Genomic DNA, 12,587 nt, shown 5'->3' on the forward strand with positions numbered 1-12,587 from the left:
GAGCTGACTGGTACTAATAGGCCGAGGGCTTGTCCTCAGTTGCTCGCGTCCACTGTGTTGTTCCCGGGTTGCGAACAGTTATCGCACCGGTTGAACAGTTTCACTACTTAATTGAAGAGTGTGCTTGTTCGCTAGAACCCGATAGGGTTTCGGTGGTCATTGCGTTAGGGAAACGCCCGGTTACATTCCGAACCCGGAAGCTAAGCCTTTCAGCGCCGATGGTACTGCAGGGGGGACCCTGTGGGAGAGTAGGACGCCGCCGAACAATCTTTCAAGGACCCCTGGTCCCAGCGTTCACGCTGGGACCAGGGGTCCTTTTGTTTTTGTCGAAGCGCGTCGGACGGTCGGCTGCGCGAGAATGTCTGTGGTACCCGAAGACAGGAGTCACACCCATGTCCACCAACTCTCCCGACGATCGTCCGGAGCGCGAGCCGCGTCGCCGGGACGGTGGTGACCGGGGCGGTTTCCGCGGTGGTCGTGACGACCGGTCCGGTTCCGCAGCTCCTCGCCGTGACAACGACCGCGGCCCTCGCCGTGATGACAGCCGGCCGACCGGTGGTGGCGCCGGTGGCGGCTTCCGCCGCGATGACCGGGATCGTGACCGGGACCGTGGGCCGCGTCGTGATGACAACCGTGGCGGTAGCACCGGTGGTGGGTTCCGTCGGGACGACAACCGTGGCGGTAGCACCGGTGGTGGGTTCCGTCGGGACGACAACCGTGGTGGCAACACCGGCGGTGGCTTCCGTCGCGATGCTGATCGTGGTGGCCGTCCCAGTGGTGGTGGGTTCGAGCGTCGTGACGACCGGCCGCGTGGGCCTCGTCGCGATGACGACCGGCCCAGCGGCGGCGGCTTCCCCCGTGACGACCGTGGTGGCAAGGCCGGTGGCGGCTTCCGTCGCGATGACAACCGTGGCGGTAGCACCGGTGGCGGTTACCGCCGTGACGATCGTGGTGGTCGACCCGCCGGTGGTGGGTTCGAGCGTCGTGATGACCGGCCGCGTGGGCCTCGTCGTGACGACGACCGGCCCAGCGGTGGCGGTTTCCGCCGTGACGACAACCGTGGTGGCAACGCCGGCGGTGGGTTCCGTCGCGATGATGATCGTGGTGGCAACACCGGCGGTGGCTTCCGTCGGGACGACAACCGCGGTGGCAACACCGGTGGCGGTTTCCGTCGCGATGATGATCGTGGTGGCAACACCGGCGGTGGCTTCCGTCGGGACGACAACCGCGGTGGCAACACCGGTGGCGGTTTCCGTCGCGATGATGATCGTGGTGGCCGTCCCAGTGGTGGTGGGTTCGAGCGTCGTGACGATCGGCCGCGTGGGCCGCGTCGCGACGACGACCGGCCCAGCGGCGGCGGTTTCCGCCGTGACGACACCCGCGGTGGTAACACCGGCGGTGGGTTCCGCCGGGACGACAACCGCGGTGGCAACACCGGCGGTGGCTTCCGGCGTGATGACAACCGTGGCAGTAGCACCGGTGGTGGCGGGCCCCGCCGTGACGACCGGGACCGCGATCAGGCTCGTGGGCCTCGTCGCGATGACGACCGTGGTGGTTACCGCGGTGGTCAGCAGCGTGACGACAGCCGTGACGGCCGTCCCAGTGGTGGTGGGTTCGAGCGTCGTGACGACCGGCCGCGTGGGCCGCGTCGCGACGACGACCGGCCCAGCGGCGGTGGCTTCCGCCGTGATGACAACCGCGGTGGCGGCTCCGGCGGCGGTTTCCGCCGTGACGATCGTGGTGGTCGGCCCGCTGGTGGCCAGCGTGACGACCGTGACCGTGGCGGATTCCGTGGCCGTGACGACCGGGACCGGGACCGTGAGTCGATCAAGCGGCTGCCCATCCCCGACGACGTCACCGGTCAGGAGATCGACAAGGACGTACGCCAGGAGCTCATGAGCCTGCCGAAGACCCTTGCCGAGGATGTCGCGCGCAACCTCGTCATGGTGGCCCGGCTGCTCGACGAGGACCCGGAGGAGGCGTACGCGTACGCCCGTATCGCTCTGCGGCTGGCCTCGCGCGTCGCCGCCGTCCGGGAAGCGGCCGGGTTCGCGGCCTACGCGACGCAGAGGTACGCGGAGGCGCTCGCCGAGTTCCGGGCGTCCCGGCGGATGACCGGGTCCGTGGACCTGTGGCCCGTCATGGCGGACTGTGAGCGTGGTCTCGGCCGGCCCGAGCGGGCGATGGCCATGGCGGGCGAGCCCGAGGTGCAGAAGCTGGACAAGGCCGGCCAGGTCGAGATGCGGCTGGTGGCCGCCGGAGCCCGTCGTGACATGGGGCAGATCGACGCCGCCATCGTCACGCTGCAGGGCCCCGAGCTCGCCTCCAGCTCCGTCCAGCCGTGGACGCCGCGTCTTCGCTACGCCTACGCGGACGCGCTGCTCGAGGCGGGGCGCGAGGACGAGGCCCGTGAGTGGTTCGGCAAGGCCCTGGAGGCCGACAAGGACGGCTCGACCGACGCGTCGGACCGGCTGGCCGAGCTGGACGGTGTGGAGTTCGTCGACGCCCTGGGTGACGACGAGGTCGTGGAGTCCGCCGATGCCGCTGAGGCCGTCGGTACTGTTCCGTCCGTCGACGACGCGCCCGAGGGCGACGACGAGGACGACGAGGACGAGGACGAGCGTGGCGACGAGGCTGCCAAGGCCTAGTCGCTGAATCGGAAAGGGGCGGTACTCCCTCGGGAGTGCCGCCCCTTTCTGTTTGCCCTCGGCCTCGTCAGTCGACGGTCAGGCTGCGCATGACCAGGCCCGTCGCCGGCTTCGGGCCGAAGGATGTCGACTTACGGGGCATGGTGACGCCCTGCCTGGCCAGGTCCCGGACGACCTCTTCGCGTACCGGGTGCATCAGCACCGCCGTGGCGCCGAGGCGTTCGGCCTGCTCGACGGCTGCCTCGGTGTCGTGGATGTAGCCGATGTGCTCGGGGGCGTCGGGGATCTGCCACACGTCGTCCAGCAGCGCGGAGTGGAGGACCGTCGCGTCCAGGGTGCGCCACGCCTCGGGGCGGTCCGTCCGGATCGTACGGGCCAGCAGGGCCGGGTCCGGGCGGTCCACCAGGTGGAAGCCGCCGTCGCCGGCGAGGAGGAACGCGTTGCCCTCCGCCGCCGCGCCGGCCAGGGCGTCGAGCGCGCGGGGGAGCGGGCCCTCGACCGTACGGACCCGGAAGAGGCCCGCGAGTCCTTCGAGCGCCCGGGCGACCGGCAGGCCGCGCAACAGCCGGTGGATCGCGCGGACCTGGAGCGGGTGGCGGGTCGTGTCGACGAGGAGGACGAGGCCGAAGTCCCAGGGGCCCGGCGCGGTCTGTTCCCGCTGGAGCCGGAGGTAGGTGGCCCAGCGGTGGTGGCCGTCGGCGATCAGCGCCTGGTGCCGGGCCAGGTCCGTCTCGATCTCGGTGCGCTCGGCGGGGTCCGTGACGGCCCAGAGGCGGTGGTGGAACCCGTCCTCCGTCGTGGTGGAGAGCAGCGGGGGGCGCTCGGCCGTGCGCTCGATTACTGCCGCGGTGCCTTCCTCGGCGCCGTCGCTGCGGTAGGTCAGCAGCAGCGGTTCCAGGTGGGCCTGCATCGTGCGCATCAGCTCCGCGCGGTCCGCGACGATGTCGTCCATGACGTCCTCGTGCGGCAGCACGATCCCGTCGGCGGCGGGGGACAGTGCCAGGGCGCCGATCAGGCCGCGCTGGAGGATCTCGTCGTTGCGCTGCTCGTAGACGTACAGCGTGGGTGCCGGGTCCGGGGCGATGACGCCTTCGGCCAGCCAGCGCTCCAGTGTCCTCGCCGCCTGCCGGTGCCGGTCCTCGGCGGTGTCCGCCTGGGGGAGGATGAGGCGCACGATGTTGTGCGGGTCCGCCGATTCCAGGTGGTGCAGACCGTCCGGCCTGACGACCACGTCGTACGGCGGCGAGGTCACCGCGGCAAGGCTGCCGACCCGCTCGGGGACGTAACGCAGTCCGCGGAACGGGATCAGCCGCAGCCCCTGCTCGTCGGGACCTGAAGTGTTCATTTGAGCATCGTATGTGTGCATGGGGCATGCGCGATGATCGGGGGAGAGGCACGAATGAGGAGCAGAGTCATATGAGCCAGCAGCACGACAGGTACCGGCCGTCGGGGAGCAGTACGGCGCTGAGCGAGGCGTACGACACGGCTCTCCTCGACCTGGACGGGGTGGTGTACGCGGGCGGTGAGGCGATCGTCCACGCCGTCGCCTCGCTGTCCACCGCGCGGGACGACGGGATGCACCTCGCGTACGTCACCAACAACGCGCTGCGCCCGCCGGACGCGGTGGCGGAGCACCTGACGGAGCTGGGCGTGCCCGCCGAGGCCGCCGACGTGATCACCTCGGCCCAGGCGGTCGCCCGGCTGATGGCCGATCAGCTGCCCGCCGGGTCCCGGGTGCTGGTCATCGGGGGCGAAGGGCTGCTGGTCGCCCTGCGGGAGCGCGGCCTGGTGCCGGTGGAGTCGGCGGACGACGACCCGGTGGCCGTGGTCCAGGGGTACGGGGGGCCGGACCTGGCGTGGGGGCGGTTCGCCGAGGCGAGCTACGCCGTCGCGCGCGGGCTGCCGTGGTACGCGTCCAACACGGACCTGACCATTCCGGGTGCCCGGGGCATCGCGCCGGGCAACGGCGCCGCCGTGGAGGTCGTACGGATCGCCACCGGGGCCGAACCGCAGGTCGCGGGGAAGCCGCTGCCGCCGATGCACCGGGAGACCGTGCTGCGGACCGGGGCGAAGCGGCCGCTCGTCGTCGGGGACCGGCTGGACACGGACATCGAGGGCGCGTTCAACGGGGGCGTGGACTCGCTGCTCGTCCTGACCGGGGTGACGGACGCGGCCCAGCTGCTCGCCGCGCCCCCGCAGCACCGCCCGACGTACGTGGACCGGGACCTGCGGGGGCTGCTGACCGGGCAGCCCGAGGTCACGTCGGAGGGGGCGGAGGGCGATCCGGCCCCCGTGTTCCGTTGCGGGGGGTGGGCCGCGGTCGTACGCGACGGGGAGACCCTGGTCCTGGAGGGCGAGGGAGATCCGCTCGACGGACTGCGGGCGCTCTGCGGCGCCGCGTGGACCTTCGCCGGGGACGGGGTGTGCGGGCTGGACAGCGAGAAGGCCGTCACCGAGCTGGGGTTGTAGCAGTAGAGGCAGCGGTGGCCGGGGGGCCGTCCGGGGGTCTGACCGGTGGTCCGGGACGAGGGGCGCCAAGAGGAAGATAGGCTAACCTAACTTGGTGTTGATCGGTGGCCTGTCCGGCCCTGATCCGCCGGACACCCCCTGCCTCCGGGAGTACGACCATGCAGCGCCTCACCGCAGAATCGGTGACCCTCGGCTACGACCAGCGGGTCATCGCCGAGGATCTCTCGGTCGAGATACCCGACAACTCCTTCACGGTGATCGTCGGGCCCAACGCCTGCGGCAAGTCGACCCTGTTGCGCTCGCTCGCCCGGATGCTGAAGCCGAGCCGGGGGCAGGTGCTGCTGGACGGGCAGATCATCCACCAGCTGCCCGCGAAGAAGGTCGCGCGCACGCTCGGGCTGCTGCCGCAGTCCTCCATCGCCCCCGACGGCATCACCGTCGCCGACCTCGTCGCCCGGGGCCGCTACCCCCACCAGGGGCTGCTGCGGCAGTGGTCGCCGGAGGACGAGCGGGTGGTCCAGGAGTCCATGGACTCGACCGGGGTCGCCGAGCTGGCCGACCGCTATGTCGACGAACTGTCCGGCGGGCAGCGGCAGCGGGTCTGGATCGCCATGGCACTGGCCCAGCAGACGCCGCTGCTGCTGCTCGACGAGCCGACGACGTTCCTCGACATCCAGCACCAGATCGATGTCCTCGACCTGTGTGCGGAGCTGCACGAGACGCAGGGGCGCACGCTGGTCGCCGTGCTCCACGATCTGAACCATGCCGCGCGGTACGCCACGCACCTCATCGCGATGCGGGACGGGGCGATCGTCGCGGAGGGTGCGCCTTCGGACGTGGTCGACGCGGAGCTGGTGGAGCGGGTGTTCGGGATGCGGTGCCAGGTGATCGACGATCCCGAGACCGGGACGCCGCTCGTCGTGCCGGCCGCCCGCAAGGCGCGCAAGGTTGCCGCCTGAGGATCGGTGAACGGGTGCGGGTGGCACCCTGGTGGGCGCTTTGTCCTCAATTGCCGGACGGGCTTGATTGTGCCGCCGCACGTCCTGGGAGAGCTGCTTGCTACAGCAGCGATCTCAGTTTCAGCAGGTCCCTGAAGCCGGCCTCCAGGCGTACGCGGCCCGATGCCCACGCCTTCGCGAAGTTCAGGTCGCCGTCGATCAGGGCCACCAGGTCGTCGCCCGTCATCGCCAGCCTGATCTCCGCCTTCTCGCGGGGCGGGCCCTCGACCGTGTCCTCGACCTGGATCCGGCCGTCGGCCAGGCGGCCGGTGAACGTGATGTCGAGGTCCTTGATGTGACAGCTCAGCGAGCGGTCGAGCGCGGCGGCGCCGCGTACGTCGCCGTCGGCCGTCGCGAGGTTGTCCGAAAGTCTTCTCAGTGCGCTGCGGCACTCCGCCATGGTCGCCATCGTGCTCGACGGTACACCGGCCCGTCGCGGTAGCGTTTCGGCATGAGCGACTTGATGCCGGAGGCGGGAACGCCGCCCATGAGCATGCCCGAGGAGCCCACGCCCCTGGGCGTCGGGCGCACCCCCACCGGCCGGGCCGAGGTCGACGGGCTGCTGGGGCGGCTGGCGGATGCGGACCACCTCCCGGCGGACGGGCACGCCGAGGTGTACGAGGATGTACACCGTGGGCTCAAGTCCGCGCTGACCTCGCTGGACGCCCGTCCGGCCGCACCCGGGCCCGGTCCCGTACCGGCGCCTTCGTACGACACGCACAACAACAGGAGCTGAACCGAACGTGGCAGGAGTGGCACGTCGCCGCCTCGACGCCGAGCTGGTACGCCGCAAGCTCGCCCGATCGCGCGAGCACGCGAGTCAGCTGATCGCCGCGGGGCGGGTCACCGTCGGCCGGACCACCGCGACCAAACCCGCCACCCAGGTCGAGACGGCCGCCGCGATCGTCGTCACCCAGGACGACGGCGACCCCGACTACGTCTCGCGCGGCGGGCACAAGCTGGCCGGGGCGCTCGCCGCCTTCGTCCCGCTCGGGCTGGCCGTGGAGGGGCGCCGGGCGCTGGACGCCGGGGCCTCGACCGGCGGGTTCACCGATGTCCTGCTGCGGGCCGGGGCCCGGCAGGTCGTCGCCGTCGACGTCGGCTACGGGCAGCTCGCCTGGTCGCTCCAGTCCGATGAACGCGTCGTCGTCAAGGACCGTACCAATGTGCGGGAGTTGACGTTGGAGGCCATCGACGGGGAGGCGGTCGACCTGGTGGTGGGGGATCTGTCCTTCATTCCGCTCGGGCTCGTGCTGCCCGCTCTCGCCCGGTGCGCCGCGCCCGACGCGGACCTGGTCCTCATGGTCAAGCCGCAGTTCGAGGTGGGCAAGGAGCGGCTCGGCAGCGGAGGGGTGGTGCGCAGTCCCGAGCTGCGCGCCGAAGCGGTACGCGAAGTGGCGCGCCGGGCCTGGGGACTCGGCCTCGGCGTACGCGGGGTGACGGCAAGTCCGTTGCCCGGTCCGTCCGGGAACGTCGAGTACTTTCTGTGGCTGCGGGCCGGTGCACCTGAGCTGGATCCCGCGGATGTCGACCGTGCAGTGGCGGAGGGGCCTCGTTGACGACGAATGCGGCACGAACAGTCTTTCTTTTGGCGCACACCGGCCGTCCGGCCGCGATCCGCAGCGCGGAGCTCGTGGTGCAGGGGCTGCTGCGCAACGGGCTCGGCGTGCGGGTCCTGGCGACCGAGGCGGCGGATCTGCCGCTCCCGGACACCGTGGAGACGGTCACTGACACCTCACCCTCCGCCGTGGACGGCTGCGAGCTGCTGATCGTCCTGGGCGGTGACGGCACCCTGCTGCGCGGCGCGGAGTTCTCCCGCGCCTCGGGGGTGCCGATGCTCGGCGTCAACCTGGGCCGCGTCGGCTTCCTCGCCGAGGCCGAGCGCGACGACCTCGACAAGGTGGTCTCCCGGGTCGTCACCCGCGACTACGACGTCGAGGAGCGCATGACGATCGACGTCATCGTGCACAGCAACGGTGACATCGTGCACACCGACTGGGCGCTCAACGAGGCGGCCGTGCAGAAGGTGTCGCCCGAGCGGATGCTGGAGGTCGTGCTGGAGATCGACGGCCGTCCGGTCACCGGGTTCGGCTGCGACGGGATCGTCTGTGCGACCCCGACCGGTTCGACGGCGTACGCCTTCTCGGCGGGCGGGCCGGTCGTCTGGCCCGAGGTGGAGGCGCTGCTGATGGTCCCGATCAGCGCCCACGCCCTGTTCGCCAAGCCGCTGGTGACCTCTCCGACCTCGGTGCTCGCCGTCGAGGTCCAGCCGCACACCCCGCACGGGGTGCTCTGGTGCGACGGGCGGCGGACCGTGGAGCTGCCCGCCGGCGCGCGGGTCGAAGTTCGGCGCGGAGCGGTGCCCGTACGGCTGGCGCGGCTGCACCAGGCCTCGTTCACGGACCGTCTGGTGGCGAAGTTCGCGCTGCCTGTCTCGGGGTGGCGGGGCGCGCCGCACTGACGGTCCCCGGGAGCGCCGGTGGCCCCCGTCCTACCCGGGAGAGTGAATCCGGGAGTGGGGGCCGTCGCGCGTCCGGCCCGGGACCTCGTAAGGTCATGTCCGTGCTGGAGGAGATGCGGATACGGTCGCTCGGAGTCATCGACGACGCGGTGGTGGAGCTGTCACCCGGTTTCACCGCGGTGACGGGTGAGACCGGCGCGGGCAAGACCATGGTCGTCACGAGCCTCGGGCTGCTGCTCGGCGGGCGCGCCGACCCCGCCCTCGTACGGGTCGGGGCCAAGGCCGCGGTCGTCGAGGGCAGGATCACGGTGTCCGAGGGCGACGCGGCGGCGCTGCGGGCCGAGGAGGCCGGGGCGGAACTCGACGACGGTGCGCTGCTCATCAGCCGTACCGTTTCGGCGGAAGGACGCTCACGGGCCCATCTCGGCGGCAGATCCGTGCCGGTGGGGGTCCTCACCGAGCTGGCGGACGAGCTGGTCGCCGTGCACGGGCAGACGGACCAGCAGGGCCTGCTCAAGCCCGCGCGGCAGCGGCAGGCGCTGGACCGGTACGCCGGGGACGGCGTGGAGGTCCCGCACGCGAAGTACGCGGCGGCCTACCGGCGGCTGCGGACCGTCGCCGCCACCTTGGACGAGCTGACCACCCGGGCCCGGGAGCGGGCCCAGGAGGCGGATCTGCTGCGCTTCGGGCTGAACGAGGTCGCCGCCGTCGAGCCGTTGCCGGGGGAGGACACCGAGCTGGCCGCCGAGGCGGAGCGGCTCGGGCACGCGGAGGCCCTCGCCTCCGCCGCCTCCCTCGCGCACACCGCGCTGGCGGGGAACCCCGAGGACCCGGAGGGCGTCGACGCGACGACCGTGGTCGCCGCCGCCGGGCAGGCCCTGGAGTCGGTCCGGGCCCACGACCCGGCGCTGGCCGCGCTGGCCGACCGCATCGGCGAGATCTCCATCCTGATCGCCGATGTCTCCGGCGAGCTGGCCGGGTACGCCGACCAGCTGGAGGCCGATCCGCTGCGGCTGGCCGCCGTGGAGGAGCGCCGGGCCGCGCTGACCACCCTGACCCGCAAGTACGGCGAGGACATCGCGGCCGTGCTCGCCTGGGCGCAGGAGGGCGCGGGCCGGCTCACCGAGCTGGAGGGCGACGACGAGCGGATCGGCGAGCTGACGGCGGAGCGCGACGCGTTGCGCGCCGAACTCTCCGTGCTGGGCCAGGCGTTGACCGATGCCCGGACGGAGGCCGCCGCCCGGTTCGCGGAGGCGGTGACGGAGGAGCTGGCCTCGCTGGCCATGCCGCACGCCCGGGTCTCCTTCGCCATCCGGCAGACCGAGGCGTCCGACGAGGCGTCCGGCATCGACATCGGCGGGCGGAGCGTCGTCTACGGCCCTTCGGGCGCCGACGAGGTGGAACTGCTGCTCGCCCCGCACCCCGGGGCCCAGCCCCGGCCGATCGCCAAGGGCGCGTCGGGCGGTGAGCTGTCCCGGGTGATGCTGGCGGTCGAGGTCGTCTTCGCGGGCTCCGACCCGGTGCCCACGTATCTCTTCGACGAGGTCGACGCGGGCGTCGGTGGCAAGGCGGCGGTCGAGGTCGGGCGGCGGCTGGCCAAGCTCGCCCGGTCCGCGCAGGTGGTCGTCGTGACGCACCTGCCGCAGGTGGCGGCCTTCGCCGACCGGCAGCTGCTGGTCGAGAAGACGGTGGACGGCTCGGTCACCCGGAGCGGGGTCACGGTCCTGGAGGGCGAGGACCGGGTCCGGGAGCTGTCCCGGATGCTGGCGGGCCAGGAGGACTCCGAAACGGCCCGCGCCCACGCCGAGGAGCTGCTGGCCACGGCCCGCAAGGACGGCTGACGCGGCGTACGGGGCCGGGCGGGGGGTCTCCCGTCCGGCCCCGTAGGCGTATCTACGCTCTCCCCATGGGTGAGAACGTGAGCAGGACCGTGGCAGGGCTCGTGGGCGCAGGGGTCGCCGCCGGGGTGTACGCGGTGCTGAGCCGCCGTACGGACGCCTCCTGGCGGCGGACCAACCACGCCGGCCGGACCGTCACCCTGTACGCCGGACCCGCGGCCGCGCTCGGTGCGGCCGCCGGGATCGCCGCCGCCCCGGGACCGGCCCGGGACCGTGCGGCCGGGGTGCTCGCGGTGCTGGCCGCCGCGGGCTGCGGGGCGTACGACGACCTCGTGGGGGCCGACGACCCGCGCCGGGGGTTCCGGGCCCATCTGGGGGCGCTGCGCGGGGGTGAGGTCACCAGCGGGGCCGTGAAGCTGTTCGGGATCGGGGCGGCGGGGGTGCTCGCCGGGCTGCTGATCGAGGAGCGTGTGGTGGACGGGGTGCTGACCGGTGTGGTGATCGCCGGTACCGCCCATCTCGTGAACCTCGTCGACGTGGGGCCGGGGGTGGCCGTGGGTTCCGTGGTGCTGCTCGGGGCTTCCGGGCTGCCGGGGGCCTTCGGGCCGATGGCGGCCGCGGCGGTGCTCGCCCCCGCCGATCTGGGGGAACGCGCCATGCTCGGGGACACCGGGGCCCATGGGCTCGGGGCCGCGCTGGGGGTCGCCCTGGCCCGTCGCTGTGGCCGTCCCGGTGGCCGTTTCGTTGGCAGTCTCGCCGGCCGTACGGGACGGGTCGCCCTGGCCGCCGGGCTCGTGGCGGCCGCAGCGAACGGGGAGCGGATCAGCTCGGTCGCCCGGCGTGCCTCGGGGGTGCTGAGGCGCGCGGCGGGGGTGGCGGGGGCTTCGGGGCGCTGAGCGGGAGCGCCGACGACGGCAACTTCGCGCCTTCGAATTCACCCGTGAGGGTGGTGCCGTGCGGTCGGTTGTCGCCGCGAGCCCGGCAGCAACGTTCCGCCAGTGCCGGAACGCGCGTACGGACTGGCATCCTTGGCGCTGTACCTACCGCCGACTCGGGGACCCCGGGAGCCAATCAACGTGTCACAGCTGCGTACGGTCCAAGTCCTGGGCGGCGGCAGTGCGGGCAGCAGCGCGCACGTCGGTTCGCTGGCCGCGGGGCTGGTGGAGCGCGGGGTGCAGGTCACCGTCTGCGCCCCGCCCGCGGTGGACCACGCCTACGACTTCACGGCGACCGGGGCCCGGTTCCTGCCGGTGCCCCGGCGCAGCGACCCGGCCGCCGTCGCCGCGCTGCGCTCCGCCTGCGCGGGGGCCGACGTGGTCCACGCCCACGGGCTGCACGCCGCCTCCCGCACCGCCCTCGCCCTCAGCGGACGGACCGTGCCGCTGGTGATGACCTGGCACACCCGCCGGTACGCCGAGGGCGCCCGCCGCCAGATCCTGCACCTGCTGGAGCGGAGAGCCGTGCGGGCGGCGGCCGTTGTCCTCGCCCCCTCCTCCGACCTGGTGGACCGGGCGCGGGGCCGAGGGGCCCGTGACGCGCGGCTCGCCCCGGCCGCCGCCCCGGTCCCGCGACTGGCCGACGCCCTGCACGACGGCAAGGCGCGGGCCGAACTGGGCGCGGTCGAGCGGCCGTTGCTGATGGCCGTCGGCAGCCTCGTCCCGCACCACGGCTTCGACACCCTGCTGGACGCCGCCCGCATCTGGCGCGGGCTCGACCCCGTACCCCTGCTCGTCATCGCGGGTGAGGGGCGCGACCGGTCGGCTCTGCAACAGCGCATCAGGGACGAGGAGTTGCCTGTCCGGCTGATCGGATCCCGGGACGATGTGGGGGAGTTGCTCGCCGCCGCCGATCTGGCCGTGCTGCCCAGCCGGTGGGAGGGCCGCTCGCTGCTGGCGCAGGAGGCGCTGCGGCTGGGGGTGCCGCTGGTGGCGACCGAGGTCGGCGGGGTGCCCGAACTGGTCGGTGAGGCCGCCGAACTGGTGCCGTTCGGCAACGCGGAGGCGCTCGCCCGTACGGTCGCCCGGCTGCTGGGCGACCCGGAGCGGTGCGCGCGGCTGGCCGAGGCCGGACGCGCGCAGGCGGCGGGCTGGCCCACCGAGGACGACACCATCGCCCATGTGCTCAGCGTGTACGACGAGTTGGCGCAGCCGGCCCCGGGGCGCGGGCGCTGACG

At 72.8% G+C, this 12,587-nt stretch carries 12 protein-coding genes and 1 rRNA gene; 11 read left to right on the forward strand and 2 right to left on the reverse strand.

All coding sequences use genetic code 11. The features are described 5' to 3' along the window. The first annotated feature begins 148 nt into the window (after positions 1 to 148). The 3 genes from rrf to IE264_RS28710 all read left to right on the forward strand — a co-directional run bounded on the left by rrf (position 149) and on the right by IE264_RS28710 (position 2,648). Positions 149 to 265: ribosomal RNA gene (rrf, locus tag IE264_RS28700) — 5S ribosomal RNA — on the forward strand. 206 nt (positions 266 to 471) lie between these two features. After that, the gene (locus tag IE264_RS38580; protein ID WP_308428532.1) at positions 472 to 1,899 is read left to right on the forward strand and encodes a hypothetical protein; all 1,428 of its coding nucleotides are present in this window, start codon (positions 472 to 474) and stop codon (positions 1,897 to 1,899) included. Beyond that, a complete protein-coding gene (locus tag IE264_RS28710) occupies positions 1,896 to 2,648 on the forward strand; it encodes a tetratricopeptide repeat protein (protein WP_032758224.1) in 753 nt (250 codons plus the stop codon). Before IE264_RS38580 ends, IE264_RS28710 begins: the two co-directional genes overlap by 4 nt. Before the next feature lie 67 nt (positions 2,649 to 2,715). Here IE264_RS28710 and IE264_RS28715 read toward each other — a convergent pair whose 3' ends face one another. After that, positions 2,716 to 3,993 (reverse strand): DUF1015 family protein, encoded by a 1,278-nt coding sequence (locus IE264_RS28715; protein ID WP_032758226.1) that lies wholly within the window; start codon positions 3,991 to 3,993, stop codon positions 2,716 to 2,718. 71 nt (positions 3,994 to 4,064) lie between these two features. On the opposite strand from IE264_RS28715, the gene IE264_RS28720 reads away from it, so the two are divergent. Further along, entirely contained in the window at positions 4,065 to 5,117 is a 1,053-nt protein-coding gene (locus IE264_RS28720) for an HAD-IIA family hydrolase (protein ID WP_032758227.1), read from the forward strand. Between the two features lie 158 nt (positions 5,118 to 5,275). Next, the gene (locus IE264_RS28725; RefSeq protein ID WP_015607704.1) at positions 5,276 to 6,076 is read left to right on the forward strand and encodes an ABC transporter ATP-binding protein; all 801 of its coding nucleotides are present in this window, start codon (positions 5,276 to 5,278) and stop codon (positions 6,074 to 6,076) included. Between the two features lie 100 nt (positions 6,077 to 6,176). Here the strand turns inward: IE264_RS28725 and IE264_RS28730 are convergent, their stop codons facing one another. Beyond that, positions 6,177 to 6,524, reverse strand: a complete 348-nt coding sequence (locus IE264_RS28730; protein ID WP_032758229.1) for an SCP2 sterol-binding domain-containing protein — start codon at positions 6,522 to 6,524, stop codon at positions 6,177 to 6,179. 42 nt (positions 6,525 to 6,566) lie between these two features. Here IE264_RS28730 and IE264_RS28735 point away from each other — a divergent pair, with 42 nt between their 5' ends. The 6 genes from IE264_RS28735 to IE264_RS28760 all read left to right on the forward strand — a co-directional run bounded on the left by IE264_RS28735 (position 6,567) and on the right by IE264_RS28760 (position 12,585). Next, positions 6,567 to 6,851, forward strand: a complete 285-nt coding sequence (locus tag IE264_RS28735) for a hypothetical protein (RefSeq protein ID WP_078657514.1) — start codon at positions 6,567 to 6,569, stop codon at positions 6,849 to 6,851. Positions 6,852 to 6,858: 7 nt separating this feature from the next. Then, complete coding sequence (locus tag IE264_RS28740) at positions 6,859 to 7,674, forward strand: TlyA family RNA methyltransferase (RefSeq protein ID WP_032758232.1); 816 nt, start codon at positions 6,859 to 6,861, stop codon at positions 7,672 to 7,674. Continuing rightward, positions 7,671 to 8,576 (forward strand): NAD kinase, encoded by a 906-nt coding sequence (locus tag IE264_RS28745; protein WP_015607700.1) that lies wholly within the window; start codon positions 7,671 to 7,673, stop codon positions 8,574 to 8,576. The genes IE264_RS28740 and IE264_RS28745 overlap by 4 nt, the downstream gene beginning before the upstream one ends. Before the next feature lie 95 nt (positions 8,577 to 8,671). Continuing rightward, the gene (gene recN, locus IE264_RS28750; protein WP_015607699.1) at positions 8,672 to 10,417 is read left to right on the forward strand and encodes a DNA repair protein RecN; all 1,746 of its coding nucleotides are present in this window, start codon (positions 8,672 to 8,674) and stop codon (positions 10,415 to 10,417) included. A gap of 65 nt (positions 10,418 to 10,482) precedes the next feature. Further along, positions 10,483 to 11,310: a hypothetical protein gene (locus IE264_RS28755; protein WP_051821893.1), complete on the forward strand. Its 828-nt coding sequence runs from the start codon at positions 10,483 to 10,485 to the stop codon at positions 11,308 to 11,310. A 180-nt stretch (positions 11,311 to 11,490) separates the two neighbouring features. Next, on the forward strand, positions 11,491 to 12,585 hold the full coding sequence (locus IE264_RS28760; protein ID WP_032758233.1) for a glycosyltransferase family 4 protein: 1,095 nt from the start codon (positions 11,491 to 11,493) through the stop codon (positions 12,583 to 12,585). Positions 12,586 to 12,587 lie beyond the last annotated feature (2 nt).

Source organism: Streptomyces microflavus (genome assembly GCF_014650075.1).
Taxonomy (GTDB): Bacteria; Actinomycetota; Actinomycetes; order Streptomycetales; family Streptomycetaceae; genus Streptomyces; species Streptomyces microflavus.